The sequence below is a fragment of the Rhizobium sullae genome, assembly GCF_025200715.1.
Classification (GTDB): Bacteria; Pseudomonadota; Alphaproteobacteria; order Rhizobiales; family Rhizobiaceae; genus Rhizobium; species Rhizobium sullae.
Genome location: NZ_CP104143.1, coordinates 3,549,725 through 3,572,286 on the forward strand (window position 1 = coordinate 3,549,725; position 22,562 = coordinate 3,572,286).

Annotated in this window: 21 protein-coding genes; 13 read left to right on the plus strand and 8 right to left on the minus strand. The window is 59.8% G+C overall.

Features of this window, described 5'->3' with window-relative positions; genetic code table 11:
* Positions 1–34 precede the first annotated feature (34 nt).
* Together modB and modC are read left to right on the plus strand one after the other, a co-directional pair.
* On the plus strand, positions 35–733 hold the full coding sequence (gene modB, locus N2599_RS17725) for a molybdate ABC transporter permease subunit (RefSeq protein WP_027512202.1): 699 nt from the start codon (positions 35–37) through the stop codon (positions 731–733).
* Positions 730–1,797, plus strand: coding sequence for a molybdenum ABC transporter ATP-binding protein (modC, locus tag N2599_RS17730; protein ID WP_027512203.1), 1,068 nt, complete (start codon positions 730–732; stop codon positions 1,795–1,797). The genes modB and modC overlap by 4 nt, the downstream gene beginning before the upstream one ends.
* Here the strand turns inward: modC and N2599_RS17735 are convergent, their stop codons facing one another.
* Positions 1,798–2,175 (minus strand): winged helix-turn-helix domain-containing protein, encoded by a 378-nt coding sequence (locus N2599_RS17735; protein WP_027512204.1) that lies wholly within the window; start codon positions 2,173–2,175, stop codon positions 1,798–1,800.
* A gap of 173 nt (positions 2,176–2,348) precedes the next feature.
* On the opposite strand from N2599_RS17735, the gene rsfS reads away from it, so the two are divergent.
* The 8 genes from rsfS to N2599_RS17775 all read left to right on the plus strand — a co-directional run bounded on the left by rsfS (position 2,349) and on the right by N2599_RS17775 (position 11,786).
* On the plus strand, positions 2,349–2,822 hold the full coding sequence (gene rsfS / locus N2599_RS17740) for a ribosome silencing factor (protein ID WP_037143061.1): 474 nt from the start codon (positions 2,349–2,351) through the stop codon (positions 2,820–2,822).
* A gap of 116 nt (positions 2,823–2,938) precedes the next feature.
* Positions 2,939–3,421 carry a 23S rRNA (pseudouridine(1915)-N(3))-methyltransferase RlmH gene (gene rlmH / locus N2599_RS17745; RefSeq protein WP_027512206.1) on the plus strand — a complete coding sequence of 161 codons (483 nt, stop codon included), beginning with the start codon at positions 2,939–2,941 and terminating at the stop codon, positions 3,419–3,421.
* A 140-nt stretch (positions 3,422–3,561) separates the two neighbouring features.
* Entirely contained in the window at positions 3,562–4,974 is a 1,413-nt protein-coding gene (locus N2599_RS17750; RefSeq protein ID WP_027512207.1) for a murein hydrolase activator EnvC family protein, read from the plus strand.
* Complete coding sequence (locus N2599_RS17755; protein WP_027512208.1) at positions 4,964–6,286, plus strand: S41 family peptidase; 1,323 nt, start codon at positions 4,964–4,966, stop codon at positions 6,284–6,286. The genes N2599_RS17750 and N2599_RS17755 overlap by 11 nt, the downstream gene beginning before the upstream one ends.
* A 79-nt stretch (positions 6,287–6,365) precedes the next feature.
* Entirely contained in the window at positions 6,366–7,559 is a 1,194-nt protein-coding gene (locus N2599_RS17760) for a divergent polysaccharide deacetylase family protein (protein ID WP_027512209.1), read from the plus strand.
* 9 nt (positions 7,560–7,568) lie between these two features.
* Complete coding sequence (locus tag N2599_RS17765) at positions 7,569–8,102, plus strand: RNA pyrophosphohydrolase (RefSeq protein ID WP_027512210.1); 534 nt, start codon at positions 7,569–7,571, stop codon at positions 8,100–8,102.
* A gap of 388 nt (positions 8,103–8,490) precedes the next feature.
* A complete protein-coding gene (locus tag N2599_RS17770) occupies positions 8,491–9,243 on the plus strand; it encodes a protein-L-isoaspartate(D-aspartate) O-methyltransferase (protein ID WP_027512211.1) in 753 nt (250 codons plus the stop codon).
* Positions 9,240–11,786, plus strand: coding sequence for a spermine/spermidine synthase domain-containing protein (locus tag N2599_RS17775; protein WP_156915322.1), 2,547 nt, complete (start codon positions 9,240–9,242; stop codon positions 11,784–11,786). The genes N2599_RS17770 and N2599_RS17775 overlap by 4 nt, the downstream gene beginning before the upstream one ends.
* Positions 11,787–12,012: 226 nt before the next feature.
* On the opposite strand, the gene bfr is transcribed toward N2599_RS17775, so the two are convergent.
* On the minus strand, positions 12,013–12,498 hold the full coding sequence (gene bfr / locus N2599_RS17780) for a bacterioferritin (RefSeq protein WP_027512212.1): 486 nt from the start codon (positions 12,496–12,498) through the stop codon (positions 12,013–12,015).
* Positions 12,464–12,880 (minus strand): (2Fe-2S)-binding protein, encoded by a 417-nt coding sequence (locus tag N2599_RS17785; protein WP_084606584.1) that lies wholly within the window; start codon positions 12,878–12,880, stop codon positions 12,464–12,466. The genes bfr and N2599_RS17785 overlap by 35 nt, the downstream gene beginning before the upstream one ends.
* 277 nt (positions 12,881–13,157) lie before the next feature.
* On the opposite strand from N2599_RS17785, the gene N2599_RS17790 reads away from it, so the two are divergent.
* Positions 13,158–13,778: a type IV toxin-antitoxin system AbiEi family antitoxin domain-containing protein gene (locus N2599_RS17790; protein ID WP_027512213.1), complete on the plus strand. Its 621-nt coding sequence runs from the start codon at positions 13,158–13,160 to the stop codon at positions 13,776–13,778.
* A 93-nt stretch (positions 13,779–13,871) separates the two neighbouring features.
* Positions 13,872–14,663: a nucleotidyl transferase AbiEii/AbiGii toxin family protein gene (locus N2599_RS17795; protein WP_311319494.1), complete on the plus strand. Its 792-nt coding sequence runs from the start codon at positions 13,872–13,874 to the stop codon at positions 14,661–14,663.
* A 208-nt stretch (positions 14,664–14,871) separates the two neighbouring features.
* Here the strand turns inward: N2599_RS17795 and N2599_RS17800 are convergent, their stop codons facing one another.
* Genes N2599_RS17800 through N2599_RS17810 form a run of 3 tightly spaced genes read right to left on the minus strand, consistent with a single transcriptional unit; the run spans position 14,872 to position 20,733 of the window.
* Positions 14,872–18,333, minus strand: a complete 3,462-nt coding sequence (locus N2599_RS17800; protein ID WP_027512214.1) for an error-prone DNA polymerase — start codon at positions 18,331–18,333, stop codon at positions 14,872–14,874.
* Positions 18,330–19,748 carry a Y-family DNA polymerase gene (locus tag N2599_RS17805; protein WP_027512215.1) on the minus strand — a complete coding sequence of 473 codons (1,419 nt, stop codon included), beginning with the start codon at positions 19,746–19,748 and terminating at the stop codon, positions 18,330–18,332. Before N2599_RS17805 ends, N2599_RS17800 begins: the two co-directional genes overlap by 4 nt.
* Positions 19,749–19,788: 40 nt before the next feature.
* Positions 19,789–20,733 carry an ImuA family protein gene (locus N2599_RS17810; protein WP_027512216.1) on the minus strand — a complete coding sequence of 315 codons (945 nt, stop codon included), beginning with the start codon at positions 20,731–20,733 and terminating at the stop codon, positions 19,789–19,791.
* Positions 20,734–20,897: 164 nt separating this feature from the next.
* Between N2599_RS17810 and N2599_RS17815 the strand changes: the two genes are divergently transcribed.
* Complete coding sequence (locus tag N2599_RS17815; RefSeq protein WP_027512217.1) at positions 20,898–21,335, plus strand: metallopeptidase family protein; 438 nt, start codon at positions 20,898–20,900, stop codon at positions 21,333–21,335.
* A 1-nt stretch (position 21,336) separates the two neighbouring features.
* On the opposite strand, the gene N2599_RS17820 is transcribed toward N2599_RS17815, so the two are convergent.
* Together N2599_RS17820 and N2599_RS17825 are read right to left on the minus strand one after the other, a co-directional pair.
* Positions 21,337–21,543: a DUF1737 domain-containing protein gene (locus N2599_RS17820; protein ID WP_027512218.1), complete on the minus strand. Its 207-nt coding sequence runs from the start codon at positions 21,541–21,543 to the stop codon at positions 21,337–21,339.
* Complete coding sequence (locus N2599_RS17825; protein WP_027512219.1) at positions 21,540–22,463, minus strand: HpcH/HpaI aldolase/citrate lyase family protein; 924 nt, start codon at positions 22,461–22,463, stop codon at positions 21,540–21,542. The genes N2599_RS17820 and N2599_RS17825 overlap by 4 nt, the downstream gene beginning before the upstream one ends.
* Positions 22,464–22,562: the final 99 nt, after the last annotated feature.

The window sequence follows — 22,562 nt, forward strand, 5'->3', positions numbered from 1 at the left end:
GCAGTTTCGCTGAGACCTATCGGAGACACCCAACTTGGATTTTGGCCTGAGCAATGATGAGTGGACGGCGATCTTGCTCAGCGTGCGGGTTTCTGTTGTCGCCATGTTCGCAAGCTTGCCGTTCGGCATTGCGGTCGCGCTACTTCTTGCCCGCGGCCGTTTCTATGGCAAATCGGCCCTCAATGGCATAATTCATCTGCCGCTGATCCTGCCGCCGGTCGTCACCGGCTTCATTCTTCTGATCCTCTTCGGCCGCAGCGGACCAATCGGCAGCTTGCTGGATCAGTATTTCGGGATTGTCTTTTCCTTCCGCTGGACGGGCGCAGCGCTCGCCTGCGGCGTTATGGGGTTCCCGCTGATGGTCCGAAGCATCCGGCTTTCGATCGAGGCGATCGACCGCAGGATCGAGGAAGCGGCAGGCACGCTGGGCGCAAGCCCGCTCTGGGTGTTCCTGACCGTCACCCTGCCGCTGACACTACCCGGGATCATCGTCGGAATGATCTTAGCCTTTGCCAAGGCCATGGGCGAATTCGGCGCGACTATCACCTTCGTATCGAACATCCCGGGTGAGACGCAGACGCTGTCTGCCGCCATCTATACGTTCACCCAGGTCCCAGGCGGCGACGCCGGCGCCATGCGTCTTACCTTGGTTGCCATCGTCATCTCAATGGCAGCACTGCTGGCATCTGAATTCATGGCGCATCTCGCGGGCAGGAGGATCGATCCGGAATGATGCTCACTGTCGAAACCAGACACCGCTTCGGCACCTTCGCCCTCGACGCCGCTTTTACCTCCGAAGTCGGTGTGACGGCCCTCTTCGGCCGGTCCGGCTCGGGCAAGACCTCGATGATCCGCATCATTGCCGGCCTGGTCCGGCCGAATGAAGGCCGGGTTATGCTAGACGGCATGCCGCTGACCGACACGGCGAAAGGCATCTTCGTCCCCCGACATCGCCGCCGTTTCGGCTATGTCTTCCAGGACGGAAGACTGTTTCCGCACTTGAGCGTTCGCAAGAATCTCTCTTATGGAGGCTGGTTCGCGCCGAAGGCTTCGCGGACCGGCAGCTTTGACCATATCGTGGATCTGCTTGGCATTGAAACCCTGCTCGACAGGAGCCCTTCCAACCTCTCAGGTGGAGAAAAGCAACGCGTGGCGATCGGCCGCGCGCTGCTTTCCTCTCCGCGTCTTTTGCTGATGGACGAACCGCTAGCAGCGCTTGATGACGCCCGCAAAGCCGAGATCCTGCCCTATCTCGAACGCCTGCGTGATGAGACACAGATCCCGATCGTATATGTCAGCCATTCGATCTCCGAAGTGGCACGCCTTGCCAATCAGGTCGTCGTGATGCGAGAAGGCAAAGTTGAGGCGGCAGGCAGCGTAGCCGATGTGCTGAGCCGTCCTTCGGCGGCCGAGGACCGGCGCGAAGCGGGTGCGCTTCTCGAAGGCATTGTCGAAAGCCTCGATGAAAAGCATCGCCTTGCGACGCTCGCATTAAAAGGATCGCACCTTTATGTCCCGGGCGCTACGGTATCGCCGGGCAAACGCGTTCGCGTCCACATTCCTTCCCGAGATGTCATGCTGGCGACCGTCAGGCCGGAAGGTTTAAGCGCGTTGAATATTATTGACGGTATCATACGGCAGATATCGCCTGCGGAAGACGGAACGGTCGAGGTGCAGATCGACTGCGGCGGCGATATCATCCTGTCGCGCATCACGGCACTCTCCGCTGAGAGGCTCGACCTTGCATCCAACAAGCCTGTTTTTGCTGTTATCAAGACAGTTGCGCTGCAGCCTTGACTATTTCCTAACAGCCTCTGCCTGACTGCGGTTGCCCTCCAGCCAGGCAAGATCACCCGCAAGAGCTGTTCGCACGGCCTCCTCCATATGCCGAAAGCGCGACAGCAACTCCTCGCCAAATGGCGTCAGCGCGGCGCCGCCGCCCCTTTGGCCGCCGCGCTGGGATTCGACCACCGGCACCTTGAACATTCGGTTCATGTCGCTGACAAGCAACCACGCGCGCCGGTAGGACATATCCATCGCTCTGCCGGCTGCCGAAATCGAGCCGGTTTCGCGGATGTGCTCCAGGAGTTCCATCTTGCCGCGGCCCAGGCGATCCTCATGCGGAAAGCTGATGCGCAGGACGGGAACGAGTTGATGTCTGGCGGCGCTGTCCATGCAGTTCTGTGGTTACGGAAAATCGCGGGCACTGTACGCTTGGCCGTTGGCGCTGTACACAGCCGCCTTCGCTGCCGGCAACAATATAAATCTTGAACGCGAATCTAAGTCATCGCGAAATGAATAACCGGCTCGTGTCTTGAAAGATTAACGGTTTAGTGCCTATCTTAACCATGATTTGGTTCGCCCAAATCAGTGATGCGCATGTTGTTTATTGCAGGAAAGGAAAAGCACTGACAACAGTACACGCCAAGGGAAGAACGCTCGCCGTTGTCCCGAAGAGCCTGGAACGTGGCGCCGATGCCGCCGCCCGCGCTCTGCAAGCTGTCCTCACGAGCCTTGAGGACTCCAAAGCCGAAGATATCGTCACCATCGACATTGCCGGGAAATCTGCGCTGGGCGACTATATGGTCGTCGTCTCCGGCCGATCGAACCGCCATGTCCTGGCGATCTCGGATCACCTGCTCACCGACTTGAAAGACGAGGGCTTCGGTACAGCCCGCGTTGAGGGCAAGGAGGGCGGTGATTGGGTCCTGATCGACACCGGTGATATCATCGTGCACGTCTTCCGCCCCGAAATCCGCGAGTTTTACAACATCGAAAAGATGTGGGCAGCGCCGGATATGGACGAAGAAACGCGGCACTGATAGGCGGTCCGGGTTGTCCGGCGTCTGAGACGCGGCATTTGAACAGGCCGGAAACATGCGAGCCCGGCCGAGAGAGCCGGTACTGTGCCTTCGCGGCGCATGACGGGAGCGGGTGAATGCGGGTTGGTCTTTTTGCAGTGGGGCGGCTCAAATCCGGCCCCGAGAAGGATCTTGCGGCCCGCTATTTTGACCGTTTTGCCAAGGCTGGTCCCGCGGTTGGTCTCGAATTCTCACGCGTTGCCGAGGTTGCCGAGAGCCGCGCCTCGAATGCAGAGACGCGCAAACGCGAGGAGGCAGCCATGCTGCAAAAGACGCTGGCTGAAGGCAGCGTTCTCCTTCTTCTCGATGAGCGCGGCAAGGCGTTGGATAGCGAAGCCTTTGCAAACGTCCTCGGCAACTATCGCGACCAGGGAAAACGGGATCTGATAATTGCCATCGGCGGTGCCGACGGCCTTGATCCCGCGCTTTACGACCGTGCCGACATGACGCTGTGCCTCGGCAAGATGACTTGGCCGCATCAGTTGGTGAGAACGCTCATCGCCGAACAGCTCTACCGTGCCGTCACCATCCTCTCCGGTCACCCCTATCACCGTGCCTGATGGTCACGCAGCCGTGTTTGCCACGTGCGGCCTTGTCCACCAATCTTTCTGGCAAATGACGCCAAATCAGCTTAGTCTCCGCGCGATTTGAAAGTTACCCCTGAACCCGCATGACGAGAACTGCCCGCAAGCGAAAGCGACTGATCCTACCCGCATTCGCGGCTGGCCTCGGCGTGACGGCGATTTTCGTCCAGTTCGATTTTGGCGGAGCAGGCGCGTTCGCCCAGGACACACCGGCGCCGGCGGCGGCCGGAGCACCTGGACAGCCCGCCGATGCGATTAAGCCGTTGCCAGACCCGGCCGCGGAACTCGCAAAAAAACGTGACGAAACCCGCACCCAACTCGAGGCCTTATCAAGAACGATCAATCTTTCGTCAGATAAAGTGATCGCGCTGCAGAAGAGCATTGCGAATCTGGACAAAAGCAGCACGAATATTCGCCAGGCGCTGATCGATTCCGCCGCACGGCGCAAGACGCTCGAAACGCAGATCCTCGAAAGCGAGAAGAAGCTCGCCGATCTCGGCGTCAAGGAAGACGCTATCCACCGCTCGCTTCATGAGCGACGCGGCCTGCTTGCTGAAGTGCTCGCCGCCCTTCAGCGCATGGGTCGCAATCCGCCGCCCGCTCTCCTTGTGACACCGGACGATGCGCTTGCCTCGGTGCGCAGCGCCATCCTGCTAGGTGCCGTCGTGCCCGGCATGCGCAGGGAGACTGATAAGCTTGCCGGAGATCTGGCCAATCTCGCAGCCTTGCAGGCAGCAAGTGCCGAGGAAAAGGCAAATCTTACCGCTACGATGACGAACAGCATCGAGGAAGAGCGGCATATGGATCTGCTCCTCGCCGAAAATGATAAATTGACCCGCAGCAGTGCTACCGATCTCGAAGCGGAGAAGAGACGCTCTGAGGAGCTGGCGGCCAAGGCGACAACGCTCGAAGGCCTTGTGACTTCGATGGAATCCGAGATTTCCTCTGTACGCGAGGCGGCTGAAGCTGCCCGCCGTGAGGAAGAGAACCGGAAACTCCTCACGGACGAGCAGCGAGCTCAGGCTAGGGCCCTGGCCGAAAGCGGCGTGCCTGATAAAAACCGCATTGCGCCCGCATATCCGTTCGGAGAATTGAAGGCGAAATTGGAGCTGCCCGTGGCGGGCGATATCCTGCGCCAATTTGGCGACGCCGATGGCACTGGACACGAGGCCATGGGAATGACGCTGGCCACCAATCCGGATACTGTGGTGACCGCGCCGGCAGACGGACTGGTGGTTTTTGCCGGCGCCTTCCGCAGCTATGGCCAAATGATCATCCTCGATGCGGGCGGCGGATACCACTTGGTTCTCTCTGGAATGGACCTGATCAGCACCCGCCAGGGAAAATTCGTTTTTGCCGGTGAGCCGCTTGCGGTGATGGGTGCAAAAAGAGTCGCGAGCGCGACAGCATTGGCGCTGGAAACCAACCGCCCAACGCTTTACATTGAATTTCGAAAAGACGGAAAACCGGTCGATTCCCGACCGTGGTGGTCCGCCAAAGACACTGGAAAGGCACGCAATGATTCGTAGGGCTTCTCTTGTTCTGGTCGGCGCATTGATGGGTGCGACCGCCATGGGCGTTATTTATGCAGCTGGGGTGCCGGCCGAAGCGGCCGGAGCATCCACCTACAAGGAACTCTCCGTGTTTGGCGACGTCTTCGAGCGCGTCCGCGCCCAATACGTCACGCCGCCGGCGGAAGACAAACTCATCGAAAATGCCATCAATGGCATGCTTTCGTCCCTCGATCCGCATTCGAGCTATATGAATGCCAAGGATGCCGAGGACATGAGCACCCAGACGAAAGGTGAGTTCGGCGGTCTCGGCATCGAAGTGACGATGGAAGACGAACTCGTCAAGGTTATCACGCCGATCGACGATACGCCCGCCGCCAAGGCAGGCGTTCTTGCGGGCGATTACATTTCCGAAATCGACGGCCAGTCCGTCCGTGGATTGAAGCTCGAAGAAGCTGTCGAAAAGATGCGGGGCGCCGTCAACACCCCGATCAAGCTCACGCTCATCCGCAAAGGTGCGGATAAGCCGATCGAATTGACGATCGTTCGCGACATCGTCGCCGTACAGGCCGTCAAGTCTCGCGTCGAGGATGATGTCGGCTATCTCCGGGTCATCTCCTTCACCGAAAAGACCTACCCGGACCTCGAAAGGGCGATCGCCAAGATCAAGGCGACGGTTCCGGCCGATAAGCTGAAGGGTTACGTACTCGACCTGCGCCTCAACCCCGGCGGTCTGCTTGATCAGGCAATCAAGGTTTCTGACGCTCTGCTGCAGCGCGGCGAGGTGGTTTCGACCCGCGGCCGCAATCCGGACGAAACCCGCCGCTTCAATGCCGGCCCGGGCGATCTCACGGATGGCAAACCGGTGATCGTGCTCGTCAACGGCGGCTCGGCCTCCGCTTCGGAAATCGTCGCCGGTGCCCTGCAGGATCTGCGCCGCGCGACTGTTCTCGGCACGCGGTCCTTCGGCAAGGGCTCCGTCCAGACGATCATTCCGCTTGGCGAAAACGGCGCACTCCGCTTGACGACTGCGCTCTACTACACACCGTCGGGCCGCTCGATTCAGGGCACCGGCATCACGCCGGACATCAAGGTCGAAGAGCCGCTGCCGGACGATCTGAAGGACAAGATGGCAACCGAGGGCGAATCCAGCCTGCGCGGCCATATCAAGGGTCAGAGCGAGACCGATGAAGGCTCCGGTTCTGTTGCCTATGTTCCCCCGGATCCGAAGAACGACGTGCAGTTGAATTTTGCGCTCGACCTGCTTCGCGGCAAGAAGACCGACCCGGCCTTCCCCCCGAATCCGGACAAGGCGGTTTCCGCCAAGTAAACTTTCATGGGTTATCAGGCCGGATTTTTGATCCGGCCTGATTTTTTGCTGCTTCCCGGTTTTGGAGCGGGCGAGGAAATTGGGAACGGATTTGCATGCACCATTGGGCCAGAACCGCAAGGCTGGCCGAAAGCGGCCGAATGTCCTGCGGATCGGCCGGATTGCCGCTAGCCTCTGCCTGATCACGATCGGCGGCTTTTCTCTCTACACGATGCTCAGTGACGATGGCCTTCAGCGGACAAAGCCGCCTCTGGCCGATCCAGCGGCGTCACCACCAACGGATGCCGTCCAGAAACTCCCGACACAGAGCCAGGCCGCAAATGGCATGCCTCGCTCCGATCCGCATTCGGGTGCGAATGTCGAGCAGATGGTGACCGGGGACGGCTCTGTTGTGACCAAATACAGCCCGCGGCCACGCGATGACAACGGCCCGGTTCTAGTGGACGCCATGCAGGTCGGCCAAGATCCGCGCATGGCAGCGATGCCGAATGAGAGCCTTCTGGAGGACGGCCCTTTTGGCCGCCTACCCATCATCGGGCCGGATGGCCGTCGCCCGATGGATCAGTATGCGCGTCCATGGTCCGGCGCACGCGGCACCCGTGTGGCGATCGTAGTCAGCGGTCTCGGTCTCAGTCAGACGGGCACGCAGCGCGCCATCAAGAAACTTCCGGAGGAAGTCACCCTCGCGTTCGCCGCGAGCGGCAACAGCCTGCAGCGCTGGATGCAGGAAGCGCGCCGCGACGGTCATGAGATCCTCGTGCAAGTTCCACTGGAGCCCTTCGATTACCCGGCAAACAATCCCGGCCCGGAAACACTGCTGATTTCGAAGTCACCGGGAAAGAACATCGAAAACCTGCATCACGCGATGGCCGAAATCACCAATTATACGGGAATCATGAACTACCTGGGCGGACGCTTCCTCTCAAATCCCGATGCCATGGAGCCGGTGATGCGCGATATCAGCAAGCGCGGCTTGCTGTTTCTCGACGACGGTTCTTCCGCGCAATCAAAGACGGAAGCTGTGGCGAAGGGAACAGAGCTTCCCTATGCCTTTGCGGATCTGCAGCTCGACGGTCAGGTTGATGTCAATTCAATCCTGAAGAAGCTTGACGAGCTCGAGCGCATTGCCAAGCGGAACGGCCAGGCAATTGGCGTTGCGTCGGCTTTCGACGAGAGTATTGACGCAATTTCCAAATGGAGCGAAGAGGCAGGCATGCGCGGCATTGAGATCGTCGGTGTTGCTGCTCTTGCTACAGACCCCAAAAATCCTTGAGGAGCCCCCGTGAATCAGGCGATAGTCAAAGCCGAAGACCTTCCTTACCGTCCCTGCGTCGGCGTGATGATCCTCAACCGCAACGGGCTCGTATGGGCGGGGCGGCGCATTCCGGATGGCAATTCCGAATATGATGGCTCGCCTCAGCTATGGCAGATGCCGCAAGGCGGTATCGACAAGGGCGAAGATCCGCTCGACGCCGCATACCGCGAACTCTACGAGGAAACCGGCATCAGAACGGTGACCTTGCTCGCAGAGGCCAGGGATTGGATCAACTATGATCTGCCGCCGCAGCTGATTGGCATCGGCCTCAAGGGGAAGTTTCGCGGTCAGACGCAGCGCTGGTTCGCCTTCCGCTTCGAAGGCGACGAAAGTGAAATCACCATCAATCCACCGCCCGGCGGCCATGAGCCGGAATTTGATGCCTGGGAGTGGAAATCCATGCACGAGCTGCCTGAGCTGATCGTGCCTTTCAAACGCGCCGTCTATGACCGGGTCGTATCGGAATTTAGCCACTTGGCCGACCTGCGAGCGGCGGACTGACGGCAGCAGTCTCTCGATCCAGATGCCGGTCCCCGAACAACCGAGGACGCCAGGCCATGCCGTGCATGATTTTGGCCTTTCGTGTTCAAGCTTGGAAGTTTGAAGAAAGCAGGATAGCCGCCGGCAAGCCTTTCAACGGCAGTCCTTCTTCGTCTCCCAACCCTTTCTTTCCGATCCGTTCGACATAGAAATTCTTTTGATGTCAAAGGGCTGAAAGTTTTGCAGTTCATCGAGGGTGGGCGGTTAGAGTAGGCGCGGCCACTTTCCGTCAGCCATGTCGCTTTTGTTGCGAAGTCTCAAGCCGGAGAGACGGCTGAGAGCCAAGCGAACCCTGTTCAAAATTGCCTTCGCAGCCACTATACTCTCTGCCTTGGACGGGAGAGAGTTCATGCGTCCACTAGCCCAGTGCCAAACGTTATTGGCCGCGGTTCTGGCGGGCGCTGCCGCTATGGTTTCGACATCTGCGTCCGCTCAGGATCGCCTCGCCGAGCGTACGGCGATGATCGAAACAATCAATTTGCACGCCCGCTCAGCGCCGTCAGCCGTCGAGGGCCAGGGCATCGATCCGGTAGTGCTGAGGACGATGGGGAAGGTGCCACGCCACTTCTTCGTTCCCGAGGAGCTGCGCGGGGCGGCCTATCGAGATCGACCGCTGCCGATCGGATACGGTCAGACGATCTCGCAGCCCTTCATCGTCGCGCTGATGACCGACCTGATCAACGTCGGCCCTGGTGACGTTGTCCTCGAGATCGGCACTGGCTCGGGTTATCAGGCAGCCGTCTTGTCGCCGCTCGCAGCGAAGGTTTACTCGATTGAGATCATACCGAAACTGGGCGAAACGGCAGCCGCCCGGCTCGCGGAGCTCCACTTCGACAATGTCGAGGTGAAGGTAGGCGACGGTTACTATGGTTGGCCTGCGCACGCGCCATTCGACGGGATCGTGGTGACTGCCGCTGCCAGCCACATCCCCCCGCCGCTGGTCGAACAGCTCGCAAGGGGCGGCCGGATGGTCGTCCCCGTCGGAGGTCCCTTCGCGACTCAGTTTCTCATACTGGTCGAGAAGCGAGTGGACGGAAGCATCACGACCCGGCAACTGCTGCCGGTGAGCTTTGTGCCGCTGAGGGGAGGTCAGGCCCGATGAAAGTGGGTCACCTGCTGCCGGTCGGTCTCATATCGGCGGCGACCCTTGCCCACGAAGTGCTACTGATGCGCCTCTTCTCGATCATTCAGTGGCATCATTTCGCCTATATGATCATAAGCATCGCGCTCCTGGGCTTCGGCGCGAGCGGCACATTCCTTGCGTTCGCCCGCCACCCCCTGGTGGAGCGCTATCCCGCCGCGTTCGCAGCGTCAGCCGCCCTGTTCGGCATTACTGCGGTTGCCAGCGTCGCCGGTGCCGAACGGCTTCCGTTCAACGCGCTCGAGATTATCTGGAATCCGGGACAGCTCGGTTGGCTCGCGGGCAGCTATGCTCTCCTGGTTCTGCCGTTCTGTTTCGGTGCAACCTGTATCGGCCTTGCCTTCAACCGCCACCCTGGCCAGATTGGACGCGTCTATGCCTTCGACCTGGTCGGCGCAGGGATCGGTGCGCTGGGCACCGTCGGGCTGTTGTTCCTTGTCCCTCCCCCTGCGGCGCTGTATTTCGTCGCAGCGCTGGGATTCGCTGCGGCTGCTCTCGCCGCGACGGACATGGCTCGTCATCGGTGGCTCGCCGTCGGCAGTTTGGGGCTCGCAGCCTTGCTCATCGCGGTGTGGCTGCCACCGTCCTGGACGGTCCCCGGCCCGCACATGTCGCAGTACAAGGGCCTGCGCATGGCTCTCGAAGTGCCGAACGCGCGAGTGGTCGAGGAGCGATCAAGCCCGTTGGGACTGCTGACGGTCGTCGAGAGCCCGACCGTGCCTTTCCGATACGCGCCGGGCCTCAGCCTCGCCAACACCCAAGAGCCGCTCACGCAACTCGCCGTCTTCACCGATGGCGACAGTATTACGGCGATCACCGCCTATGGTGGCGATCCGGCGACCGTCGCATATCTCGACCGGACAACGGCGGCGCTTCCGTACCGCATCCTTAAGCGGCCGCGAATACTGATCCTTGGTGCCGGCGGCGGCGAGCAGGTGCTGCTCGCGCTACGCGCCGGAGCCGATACCGTGGATGCCGTAGAGCTCAACCCGCAGATGATCGACCTTGTTCGCAATCGCTTCGCGGATTTCGCCGGCGGCATCTTTAGCCGTCCGGACGTGCATCTGCATTTAGGCGAGGCGCGCGCCTTCGCCGCGGCTACTGGCGAGCGTTACGACCTGATCCAGATGCCTCTCCTTGACTCTTTCAGTGCGGCCGCGGCCGGCGTACAGACCATGCATGAGAACTACACCTACACACTACAGGCCCTGCGGAATTACCTCGCTGTGCTGAAACCGGATGGTATCATCGCCATTACGCGATGGCTGCGGGCGCCCCCGCGCGACATCCTGAAGCTGTTCGCCACCGCTACCGCAGCGCTTGAAGCTGATGGCGTGGCCGAGGCAGGCCAGCACCTTGCGCTGATCCGCAGCTGGAACACCGCAACCCTCCTCGTCGCCAGGTCGGCGTTCACCGGCGAAGACGTCGCAGCCATCCGCGGCTTCGCGGCCGAGAATTTCTTTGACATTTCCTGGGCGCCGGGCATCTCCTCGGCCGACGTGAACCGCTACAACCAGCTCGACCAGGAGTATCTCTACGAAGGAGCCCTCGCTCTCCTCAGCCCCGAGCGGGCCGACTTCATCGAGCGCTACAAGTTCGATATTGCACCCGCCACTGACGATCGGCCTTATTTCTTCGACTTTTTCCGCTGGCGCGCCCTGCCCGAACTCCTAACGCTGCGCACCCAAGGTGGGGCAGCGATGCTCGACTGGGGCTACCTGATTCTGGCGACGACGCTCGTCCAGGCCGCGATCCTCAGCGCCGTCCTGATTCTGCTACCGCTCTGGCTTCGCCGGCGCGCACTCGGGAGAGGAGTACATCGGCTGCGCTTCGGGCTCTATTTCCTTGCCTTGGGCCTGGCGTTCCTCTTCATCGAGATCGCCTTCATTCAGCGCTTCGTGCTGTTCCTCGGCCATCCGCTTTACGCTGTCGCCGTCGTACTTGCGGGATTCCTTGCCTTCGCGGGTCTCGGCAGCGCCGTAGCCGCACGCTGGATGGCGATCGTCGGACGCGGATCAGCGGTGCGCGGCATTGCACTCGCCGTCGTGGTGATCGCATGCCTGGCTACCACCTACCTCCTAGCGCTCCCTTTGATATTCGAACGGCTGGTGGCACTCCCGGATGCCGCGAAGATTGCGATCGCACTCCTCCTCATAGCGCCACTCGCAATCTTCATGGGCATGCCCTTCCCCCTCGGCCTCGGCCACGTTGGCGCCTGCTCGGAGGCGTTTATTCCCTGGGCGTGGGGGATCAATGGCTGTGCATCGGTGCTGAGCGCAATCCTCGCTGTACTGCTTGCCATGCATATCGGGTTCACTGGCGTCGTGGTGATCGCCACTATCCTCTATCTTGTCGCCCCGGCCTTACTCGCCGGGTCGTGGGACCCCTACGATCAGCAGACGCCGCAAGGCTTTGTTCCAGATCGGAACCGTGCGCGAGTTGAACCAACGCCTGAAAACCCGAACCGGCTAGCGACTACGCCGATCGAATCCGGGAGGGGATGATGTCCGTAGCCCTCGTCGCACATTGCGACTGGATCATCGATCGACAGAAACGCTGAAAGTGCAGGCGCAAGCGGCGGAGGTTCTCAACGGCGTGGGGCACCGCCATGAGGTAATGCCCTTGTTCGCCGCTGGCGACGGGAAGAGCCCGTTCCCGCGAATTAATCCTGCCACACAGTGAAAAGCCAACCGGCCGCATTTTTGCGGCCGGTTGGCTTTGAAGGTCCAGTCACTCGGCCTCGTTGGCAGAGTCGGCGTTCAGCTGACCGTACTTGGCTTCGCCGATCTTCTCGAGCAGGTCCAGCTGCGTTTCGAGGAAATCGATATGGCCCTCTTCATCCGCAAGGAGCTCTTCGAAGAGCTTCATGGAGACGTAGTCTCCCGCGTCATGACAGATGTCGCGCGACTTCTTGTAAGCTGTGCGGGCGTCATACTCGCCGGCAAGATCGGCCTCCAGAACTTCCTTGACGTTCTGGCCGATACGCAACGGAGCAAGCGTCTGCAGGTTTGGATGGCCCTCAAGGAAGATGATGCGCGCGACGAGGCGGTCGGCATGATGCATTTCTTCGATGGATTCGGCGCGCTCCTTCTTGGCAAGCTTGGTATAGCCCCAGTCCTCCAACAGGCGGTAGTGAACCCAGTATTGGTTGACCGCGCCAAGTTCGAGGAAGAGTGCCTCGTTAAGCCGCTCGATGACTTTTTTGTCGCCTTTCAATGTCCGCTCTCCTGTATTCTTCGTGGAATTGTTTCAGGCGGGACATGAAATCAAATATCTCATCATCCGTCGAGTGGCGACCGGCATGATATTCCTCAGTCGTCCGGATGATGAGATCGACGACATTAGGGAAACAGCCGCAGCAACGGCCGCGCTTTTCCATGGCGTGATAGACCTTCGCAGGCACGATAAGCTGCCAACAGTCTTCATCGAGAAGGCTGTTGATAACCTCCCGGATTTCCTTGTCGGTTATATAATTGCAGCTGCAAACGAGCACGTCTTCATTCCAAACATGACACTGACTATCGTGTTTTCTGCAAAAGAAGATGGGGACTGTCAAGAAAAAATCGAGATGGAATGCATATGGATTTTTGTTTGGCATTCACATGGTGGCAAAAACCTCTCGTCTGACATCGTTGGTTTCCCGCTCCCGCTGGCACCTCGCGTACCTGCCTACGTTTTGGGAAGGGAACATGCCGCTGGGCTTAATGGCTGACGTAGTGGCAGGCTGTGGCTGTACGTTCATACTTGACCTCTTGGGACGGGGACGTCTCCATTTGTTCCAGTTTTGGACAGAGCAGGTGAGCATGGTGTTTTTCAGAGGCGAATGTGTTAAAACCTCTGCTATTATGAGTCTTGGCAGAGGAAACATCACGGAAATGGACACGGCTGGCACCCAACGGGCTCGCGCACTGGAACTCCTGAAGGCCCGACATATGCTGCGGCTGAAGGATTTCGTCGCGAACGGCATTGGCTCAGAGACGCTCGCGCGTCTCGTGCGAGATGAAGAAGTCGTTCGTCCGGCGCGCGGCCTTTACCAACTTCCCGACGCTGCGGCCGACGCACGACATACTCTGGCCGAGGCATCGGCGCTAGTGCCGAAAGGGATCGTCTGCCTGACCTCGGCGCTGCAATTTCATGAGCTGACGCTGCAAATGCCGTCGGCGGTCTGGATGGCCATCGATCGAACGGCTTGGCGCCCCAAGATCGACTATCCGCCTATCCGTTTCGTACGCTTCACCGGCACCGCTCTCACCGAGGGCGTCGAGCGGCATTGCATCGAGGGGGTCAAGGTGCCGATCACAAATCCGGCGCGTTCGATCGTCGATTGCTTCCGCTATCGGACGAAAGTTGGCCTCGATGTTGCGATGGAGGGGCTGCGCGAGGGGCTCCGGCAGCGCAAGACGACAAGTGACGAACTCTGGACATATGCGAAGAGGGCCAGAATCTGGTCGATCATGCGATCCTATGTTGAAGCGACGGTGGCTGATGGCGCGTGAACCGAAGAAAAACGTCGGAGCATCGGTGCGCGCCCGGCTCCTGGATCGGTCTCGGCAGAACGCACGGACTTTCAGATCCTGCTGACGCGCTATGTGCTCGAGCGGCTCCTGTACCGCCTGAGCCTATCCGCGCATCGCGACCGCTTCATCCTCAAGGGCGCGATGCTGTTCGTTACCTGGGTCGCCGACCCTTTTCGGCCGACGCGGGATCTCGACCTGCTGGGCCACGGCGAAAGCAGTCCTAAGGCCATCGCAGAGACTTTCCATGCTATTTGCATGCAGCCGGTCGAGGATGACGGCGTTGTCTTCGACGTGGATGGGCTCGAGGCCGCGCCGATCCGAGAAGAAGTCGAGTATGGCGGCGTTCGCGTCCGCACCACGGCCACCATCGCAGGCGCCCGCATTCCGATTCAGGTGGATATAGGCTTCGGCGACGCCGTCACGCCGGGACCGGTCGATATAGAATATCCATCGTTGCTCGATGCGCCGGCGCCGCGCCTTCGAGCCTATCCGGTCATCGCCGAGAAATTCGAGGCGCTGGTTACACTCGGCATGGCGAATAGCCGCCTGAAGGATTTCTACGATCTTTGGCTGATCACCGAAACGTTCGAGCTCGAGCGGTCCACCCTCGCGGAAGCCGTGCGCCAGACTTTCGCTAGAAGAGGGACAGATTTTCCGAAGGAGAGGCCGATGGGTCTCAGCGATGCCTATGCCGAAGCATGGGATAGGCAGTGGCGGACGTTTCTCGGTCGCGAACGTATGACGGCCGCGCCGCCAGGCTTGGCCACGGTAGTGGCGGATCTCGGGCGGTTTCTATTGCCCCTGACGTGGGCCCTTGAGGGCAATTGGCTTTGGAAGCCTCGTTCGGGATGGACGCAGGCGTAGACAGAATGGCTACGAGAGGCCCACGGCGAATGCCGGGCTCTCGCTCGCGGGCATTTCCTCAATAATCGACCGCGCTGGTGTGTCTCGCGGATCAGCGCCGCTCGCAACCTGGTCAGCAAATACAGAGATATACTCGCGCTACGCCAGATTAGCTTCCGAAGACTGGCCGCGGAATGCCGGCCCTGGCAGACATCGTTGGACGACAATATCAATGAAAATTGCGTCCCTTCGGCATGACCTGCGCGGTCTCCGCGGCATTCGTCTCACCGCTTGCCGATATCATTCGCCTTTCGATGGCCGCTTTTTCGAGAATACCCGCCATCTTTTTTCCACGAGGATCGGCCGTCGGCCGCACTGCCTCGTCGGCGCGCTCGCATGCGCCGAAACGTTGCGCCTCCTTCTGCAGGAGACCGAGAGCGGGCGTCATATCTTCGATGTGCTCGACGACCGTATGAATTACGCCGCTATGACTTTGCAGTCTGCCGTGGATTTTCACGAGACGCGCGCCCATGACGATCGAACGGTATTTCTCGAAAGCCTTTTTCCAGATAATGGCATTGGCAACGCCCGTTTCATCCTCCAGCGTCATGAAGACCACCCCCTTGGCGGTGCCCGGCCGCTGGCGGACCAGCACCAGCCCCGCAATCGTCACCTTCTTTCCGTTCGGCACGGTCAGAAGATCGACATTGCGCGTCATTCCAGCTCTCCGGAAGTCCTCTCGCAGGAAGGAAACAGGGTGCGCCTTCAGTGATAGCGATAGATAGCGATAATCCTCGACCACCTGTTCGCCCGGCAGCATTTCGGGCAGTTTCATCCTCGGTTCGATTTGGAGATCGACATGGGATACCCGATCGAACAAGGGCAGCTTCTCTGCCGCACTTTTCACGTCGAGCGCCCGCGCTGCCCAGAGCGCCTCGCGCCGCGACAAGCCGATGGAACCGAACGCATCTGCATCTGCCAGCCGTTCGATATCCGATTTCTCAAGGCCTGAGCGCAGCCATAGATCGCGGATCGATCGATAACCGGCACCTCGATTTGCGATCAATTTCTCCATTATCCTGTCTTCGGAAAGGCCCTTCACCTGCCGGAAACCGAGACGAACCGCTCTCTTCGTCCGGATGACCTCGCACATATCCTTGTGCCGGAAATCGATTTTCGACCTGTCGAAACGGGCTTCCTCCAAGAGGCAATCCCAATCCGAACGGTTGATATCGACCGCACGAATTTCCACACCGTGCTCCCGCGCATCCCGGACCAGTTGCGCCGGCGCATAAAACCCCATCGGCTGGGAGTTCAGCATCGCCGCGCAGAAAACATCGGGATAATAGGCCTTGATCCAGGATGAAGCGTAAACGAGCAGCGCGAAGGAAGCCGCGTGGCTTTCCGGAAAGCCGTACTCGCCGAAACCCTTGATCTGGTTGAAGCATTGCTGCGCGAATTCACGGGCGTAGTTCTTTGCAATCATTCCATCGATGAACCGCTTCTCGAAATTGCCGATCGTTCCTGTTCTCTTGAACGTCGCCATTGCCCGCCGAAGCCGGTCGGCTTCTGCGGGTGCAAAACCCGCGGCGGTGATCGCAATCTGCATGGCTTGCTCCTGAAACAGGGGAACGCCGAGCGTTCTTTCAAGGACCGCTTCCAACTCCGGGTTGGGATATTCGATCGGGATGTTGTTTTTCCACTGTTCTCGGCGTTTCAGGTGAGGATGCACCATGTCGCCTTGGATTGGTCCCGGCCGCACGATCGCCACCTCGATGACGAGATCGTAGAATTTCCTCGGTTTAAGACGCGGCAGCATGCTCATCTGCGCCCGGCTTTCGATCTGGAAGACGCCCAGCGTATCGGCCCGGCACATCATGGCGTAGACGGGCTCGCCTTCGTCCCCGTGCTCCTTGTTACCGAGATCGGCGAGGGTCTTCTTCACGTCGTAATGAAGCTGAAGGAGCGAAAAGGCCTTCCGCAGGCAGGTCAGCATGCCGAGCGCCAGGACGTCCACCTTGAGGATCTTGACGTTGTCGAGGTCGTCCTTGTCCCACTCGATCATGTAGCGATCCGGCATCGCCGTCTTCATGATGGGCACGACTTCGTCGAGCCGGTCCCGGGTGATGACAAATCCGCCGACGTGCTGGGTGAGGTGGCGCGGAAACCCGAGAAGCTCGGACGCATATCTGAGAACATTCTTCGTCACCGGATCGCCAATGTCGAGGCCGCCCGCCTTTGCATCGCGCTCCGAGAGACTGTCGTCGGACCAGCCCCAGACGAGGCTACTGATCGCCGACTGAACATCTTCCGAAAGCCCAAAGGCCTTGGCGACTTCGCGGCCAGCCGAGCGCGTTCGATAAGTAGTCACTCCCGCCGTTAGCCCGGCATGCTCTATGCCGTATCTTTTATAGATGAACTGGATGACCTCCTCGCGCCTGTCATGCTCGAAATCGACGTCGATGTCCGGCGGCTCGTCCCGGTCCATCGAGATAAACCGGTCGAAGAGAAGCGTGCTCTTGGCCGGATCGACTTCCGTTATTTCGAGGCAGTAGCAGATGACCGAGTTCGCAGCCGACCCTCGACCCTGGCAAAGAATCTTCAGCTCACAACGGGCATGCTGGATGATCTTGTGAACGGTCAGGAAATAGGAGGCGTATTTTTTCTCGCGGATGAGGTTGAGTTCATAGTCGATCTGCGCCGCGATCTTTTCGGGGATACCCTCCGGATAGCGTTTTTGCGCTCCCGCGCGTGTCAACCGTTCGAGCGTTTCGTAAGGTGTCTCGCCGGGATCGTTTTCAGGCGGATAATTGTGCTCCAACTCGCTGAGCGAGAAGGTGAGACTGGAGAAGAACGTGCGCGTATTTTCGATCGCATCGGGATAGTCCCTGAAGAGACGGAACATTTCGCGTGTTCCCTTGAGGTAGCGCTCGGCATTCGGCGCCAGGAGGAAACCGGCTTCGGCAATCGGCACATGCTCCCGGATCGCAATCACGATATCGGAGAGGGGGCGACGCTCAGGATGATGGTAAAGGGGCTCATTGGTCGCGATCAGCGGAATGCGGTTGCGCGCCGCGAGCATGGCAAGCACTGCGAAGGCCTGCCTGTCGCGGCCGTCATAGGCCGGCACCAGCGCTATGTGGAGTGCTTTGCGGAATCGCTTCCGGAACCGCTCCAGACGGTCTTCCAACGCCTTCCGTCCGGCAGCGTCGTCCAGGACGGACCGGTCGGGAACGAGAGCGAGTACCATCTCGTCTCCCCATTCCATGAACTCCGTCTCCGTAAGAATGCAGGTCCCCTTCTCCGCCTCGTCTTTCAGGTTCCCGGCGCTCAGCAGGCGGCAAAGATGCGCCCACCCCTTCCTGTTCCGTGGATAGGCAAGAACATCCGGGGTTCCATCCGAAAAGACGAGACGTGCACCTGGCTGGATGCGGATTGGATCGGGAATGTTCCTCTCCTTCTCATCCTCTTCCAGAAGGCCAGCTTCCTTCCTCTCGAATTTTTTCCTGATCTCCTCCGCCTGCGCATGCGCCCGCACGACGCCGGCAACCGAATTCTTGTCCGCAATCCCGAGTCCGCCGAGCTTCAGCCAAGCCGCCTGCACAACCATCTCCTCGGGGCTGGAGGCTCCTTCGAGAAACGAGAAATTCGTTCTCGCACCGATCTCGAAAAATGCGGGCACCGTGCTCATGCGAAAATCCCATGCATGAACCACCGTGGAGGAAGTGCATGCCCGTAAAAACCTTCGCGATAGATCCAGAAACGGTGACCCGCATCATCCTCGATGCGGAAATAATCGCGCGCCTCGGCATCCGCGCCATCGATCCACCATTCCATGGCAAGCCGCTCCGGTCCCTCGCTTGTTGCCACGCGATGCTGCATACGCCGCCAGCGGAAGACTTGCGGCGGGCCGTCGGGCACTTCGGCAAGCAGGGCCTCCATTCGCTCCGGCCGGGCAAAAAGCCGCAGGGGACGCTCGCTCCGTGAAGGAAAGGAATTTCCCACCTCCGCCTTCCGGCGTGCCGGAGGGCCTTCCATGGCGGGAATTGCAGTCACCGCCCGCTCCGGCACGTGGCTCTCGCGCAGTTGAAATCTCTGTAGGCAATCCGTGCCGAGGCGGGCCGAGACTCGGTCGATGAAAGTCGCAAGCGACATCTCCTTCTGTCGGCCTCCTTCGAAATCCCCCTGTGCCGCATCGAATGGATCATGGCGCAGCACATTCAGCCGCAGGATTTCAAAGCCGTAGCCGGCATCGAGATCGTCGTGGATTGCCTGCAGACGCTCGCAGAACAGCGAAGCGATATGCTTCGGATCCCTGAGAGGCTGTGAGGCCCCGACGGGAATCCTGAAGACCCTGCCGTCGACGCGAAACAGCACGAGTTCGAACGCACGGCCGCCGGCGCCGCGTGCCTCAAGCGATGCTTTCAGTGATGCTGCAATCTGGCCGGTGACGGCGAGGATATCTTCTTCCGTACCAATCGGCTCGATGAGGCGTCGTTCCGCGGAAAGACTGGCAACGGGCCGCCGCGGGGAAACCGGCTCCTCTTCCGCTCCCAGCGCCTGATCGAGCCTGGGCAGGAGTTGCGCGCCGAAACGGCGGGCCAACGGTGCGCGGGGGGCACACAGGAGGTCGCCGATATATTTGAGCCCGAGCTTCTTCAGTGCCTCGACAGTCTCTTCCTCCAGCCGAAGGGCCGCGACCGGCAACGGCGCCAGCACATGTTCCATCTCATCGGCTTCAATGACGCCACCACTCCCGAAGTGGGAAACGGCCCAGGAGAGGCCCGGCGACGAAGAGATCGCGCCGCAAACATCGAGCCCCATATGGAAGAGCCGGGAAAGGATATCCTTGAGCATAGCCCTTTCGCCGCCAAAGAGATGGGCGCAGCCTGTGATATCCAGAAACAGGCCGTCCTTGCCGTCGAACGCCACCAGCGGCGTATAACGGTCGCACCAATCAGCGATGCCTTCGAGAAGCCGGCGATCGGCGGCGGGATCTTCCTCGATGACATCCAGAAGGGGGAATATGGCGCGCGCTTCGGCTACCCCTTGGTTTTTCTTCAGTTTAATCCGTTCCGCCACCTCATCGAGTGCCGTCAGGCGCATGGCATTGTTGAACCGTCCAGAACAGACGATCGGCGGCGCGTCAGGGCGTCCGGCCGAACGCCAGGACAGCCCCCACCTCTTGCGGGCGATTCTGTCGGTTGGAAGATGAGGAAAGCTGAGCGACAGAATGCGCTGACTGGTCGCCTGGAAAGCGAGTGTGCTCTGGTTGGTTAACGGGGAAAAACCGGCGGTCATAAGGATTCCACTCCAGAAGAAAGGAGACGGGAGCCGGGTTGCGGCTCTTCTCCAGGATGAGACGAAAAACCGGATTGCCGAGGCTGCCGCCTAACATCGAACCATCCGGCAGAGGCCGTGCACTGACCGGCGCGGGTTCGGCAAGGAGCCGGAACAAGGCGCTGCTCGCCTCCTCCTCGCCGCCCTGCCGCAACAGAAAAAGCGGACGGCCGGAAGCCTTTGCCCGCAAGCTCAATCGCCGGCTTTCCGTCAGGCCGAAATGAGCGGGATTGCCGCGTACCTCCAGGATCGTGGCGGGGAAGATGCCGCTTTCGACAGCCGCTTCGGCAAGCCATAGCGCCTCTTCCAACTTGTGTGGCGAAGCAATGAGAAAGCGCTCCGGCTCCAATCCGAAATCCTTGAGGCCGACAGCATAGGGAAGCCCTGCTTCCATCGTGCATATCCTGTCGCCGATCCAGAGAACCGGCATGCCATCCGCCGTCTCCTGTCGCTGCAGCAAAGCCGCAAGCGCCAGCACGAAACCGCTGGCGGCGCCTGCCTGCCTCAGCATCAGAGAGCGGACTTCGGTAATGCCGTTAAGCGGCAGACCGCCTTCAAGTGCCTCGTCGAGAATTGGAATGCCGAAAGACAGGCGCGGGGGCGTTTTTGCGGATTTCGAATAGGTATCGTCACCAGTCGCAAAAGCCTCCTGCGCCGCCGCCGCAAGCGCCGGCGCAGGCTTGCCTTCAAGTTTCGCGATGGTTTCGCGGAGCGCAAAAAGCTGCTCGCGCGCCACGGCCGTCTGCGCCATGACGTTCACTCCAAAGTCAGATTGTTCCTGTTATGTTCTTATGGATTCCAGAGCTTGCTAGAAGAGTCAACAGCCAATTCTTGTGAATTTATTCCTGCCTTTGATTCCACACTCGAAAATCCTCCACAAAGGTTCTATATGGGCGCCAAAGGAAGGGATTTTTCATGGCCCGCATAAACCAGAGCGAGGATTGGCGGGACCGCCATGCTCCAACGCTCAGCACATTCGAGTCCCTGGCGATGGAAGCCTATAGCCATTTGCCGGATGAGTTCCGGTCGCTCACCGACAATCTGACCATCGAAATCGAAGATTTTCCGGACGATGACGTCTTCGAGGACATGGCGCTGGAAACGCCGTTCGATCTGCTTGGACTCTTTGAAGGCAGGGGCATTTCCGAGCGTTTCACGCTCGAGACCGGCGAGATGCCCAATCGTATCCGCCTCTACCGACGTCCCATTCTGGATTATTGGGCGGAAAACGAAGAAACGCTTGGAGACATCATCACCCACGTCCTCATCCATGAGATCGGTCACCATTTCGGCCTGAGCGATGACGACATGGAGCGGATTGAAGCCAGCGTCGAGGAAGCTGCCGACCGCTGAGCTATTGTTCGGAGAGTTTCATCTCCGGATGATAATCCTTGCCTTCGACCTCTTTGACGATCGCCTGGCCGGCAATCACCTGGCCGGTCTGAGCGTTGAAGGTCAGCGACGGCACACCGTGAAGCGACCAGCCCTTGTTGAGCGCATCGGTTACGCGATGACAGAACGCGGCGTCGTCCTGGCCGGTCAAAAGGCGGTAGAGCTTCATGATAAAGGCTTTCGTTCAGCAGTCTGGCGTTCGGCAATCAGGCGGGCTTTATGGACCAGGCTTTCCGCCTGGACAAGATGCAGCCGCTCGATCATCCGGCCGTTTAAATTGATGACGTTGAGACCTTCGGCCGAAGGATCGGCGAAAGCCGCAATGATTTCGTCCGCCTCCCGGATGGCAGCCGCGTCGGGAGCGAAGTGCCGGTTGGCAGCCTCGATCTGCGCCGGATGGATCAGCATCTTGCCATCGAAGCCCATGGCTCGGCCATGCGCGCATTCGGCCTCGAAAGCATCCATTTCCTTGAAATCATTGAAAACGCTGTCGATCGCATCGAGACCATAGGCCCGCACGGCGAGGATGACCTGCATCAGCCACGGTACGAGATAGCTTCGGCCCGGTTGCGGCAGAACGCCGGTCTCCTTGCGCAGATCGTTCAATCCGATAACGAAGCAATCGAGCCTCGAGCCCAAAGTGCGGCCGGCTTCTGCGATTGCGGCAGCGTTCAGGATGCCACGCGGCGTCTCGATCATCGCCCAGATACGCAAGGTCTCCGGCGCATCCGCGTCGGCAAGAAGGTCGCTCACCGCCATGACGTCCTGCGGTTCGTCGACCTTCGGCAAAAGCACCGCATCCGGCCGGAGAGCCTGCACCAGTTCCATATCGGCATGGCCGAAACTCGACGAGAGCGCATTGATGCGGATGATCTTTTCCTTGTTCTCGAGTGGTTTCCCCGAAAAGAAGGTTTTCAGGTGTTCACGCGCTTCTTCCTTCTTCTCGAACGCCACTGAATCTTCGAGGTCGAAAATGACGGCGTCGCAATCGAGCGCACGGGTCTTTTCGAGCGCGCGGAGATTGATGGCGGGAACGCTCAGCACTGAACGGTGCAGACTGAAGGAACGGACGGGCGAATTCTGGCTCATCACGAATGTGTGCCAAGCTTTGTGAAGAGTGGCAAGACAACAAAAAGCCATGCTTGACTTGCAGAGAGGAAAACCAAGGACCACATTCCTTTCGTAGAA

Coding starts and splice junctions, on each gene's coding strand:
- modC (WP_027512203.1), top strand. CDS start 730: ATGATGCTCACTGTCGAAACCAGACACCGCTTCGGCACCTTCGCCCTC.
- N2599_RS17735 (WP_027512204.1), bottom strand. CDS start 2,175: ATGGACAGCGCCGCCAGACATCAACTCGTTCCCGTCCTGCGCATCAGC.
- rsfS (WP_037143061.1), top strand. CDS start 2,349: ATGATTTGGTTCGCCCAAATCAGTGATGCGCATGTTGTTTATTGCAGG.
- rlmH (WP_027512206.1), top strand. CDS start 2,939: ATGCGGGTTGGTCTTTTTGCAGTGGGGCGGCTCAAATCCGGCCCCGAG.
- N2599_RS17755 (WP_027512208.1), top strand. CDS start 4,964: ATGATTCGTAGGGCTTCTCTTGTTCTGGTCGGCGCATTGATGGGTGCG.
- N2599_RS17770 (WP_027512211.1), top strand. CDS start 8,491: ATGCGTCCACTAGCCCAGTGCCAAACGTTATTGGCCGCGGTTCTGGCG.
- N2599_RS17775 (WP_156915322.1), top strand. CDS start 9,240: ATGAAAGTGGGTCACCTGCTGCCGGTCGGTCTCATATCGGCGGCGACC.
- N2599_RS17785 (WP_084606584.1), bottom strand. CDS start 12,880: ATGCCAAACAAAAATCCATATGCATTCCATCTCGATTTTTTCTTGACA.
- N2599_RS17790 (WP_027512213.1), top strand. CDS start 13,158: ATGGACACGGCTGGCACCCAACGGGCTCGCGCACTGGAACTCCTGAAG.
- N2599_RS17800 (WP_027512214.1), bottom strand. CDS start 18,333: ATGAGCACGGTGCCCGCATTTTTCGAGATCGGTGCGAGAACGAATTTC.
- N2599_RS17805 (WP_027512215.1), bottom strand. CDS start 19,748: ATGCGCCTGACGGCACTCGATGAGGTGGCGGAACGGATTAAACTGAAG.
- N2599_RS17810 (WP_027512216.1), bottom strand. CDS start 20,733: ATGGCGCAGACGGCCGTGGCGCGCGAGCAGCTTTTTGCGCTCCGCGAA.
- N2599_RS17815 (WP_027512217.1), top strand. CDS start 20,898: ATGGCCCGCATAAACCAGAGCGAGGATTGGCGGGACCGCCATGCTCCA.
- N2599_RS17820 (WP_027512218.1), bottom strand. CDS start 21,543: ATGAAGCTCTACCGCCTTTTGACCGGCCAGGACGACGCCGCGTTCTGT.
- N2599_RS17825 (WP_027512219.1), bottom strand. CDS start 22,463: ATGAGCCAGAATTCGCCCGTCCGTTCCTTCAGTCTGCACCGTTCAGTG.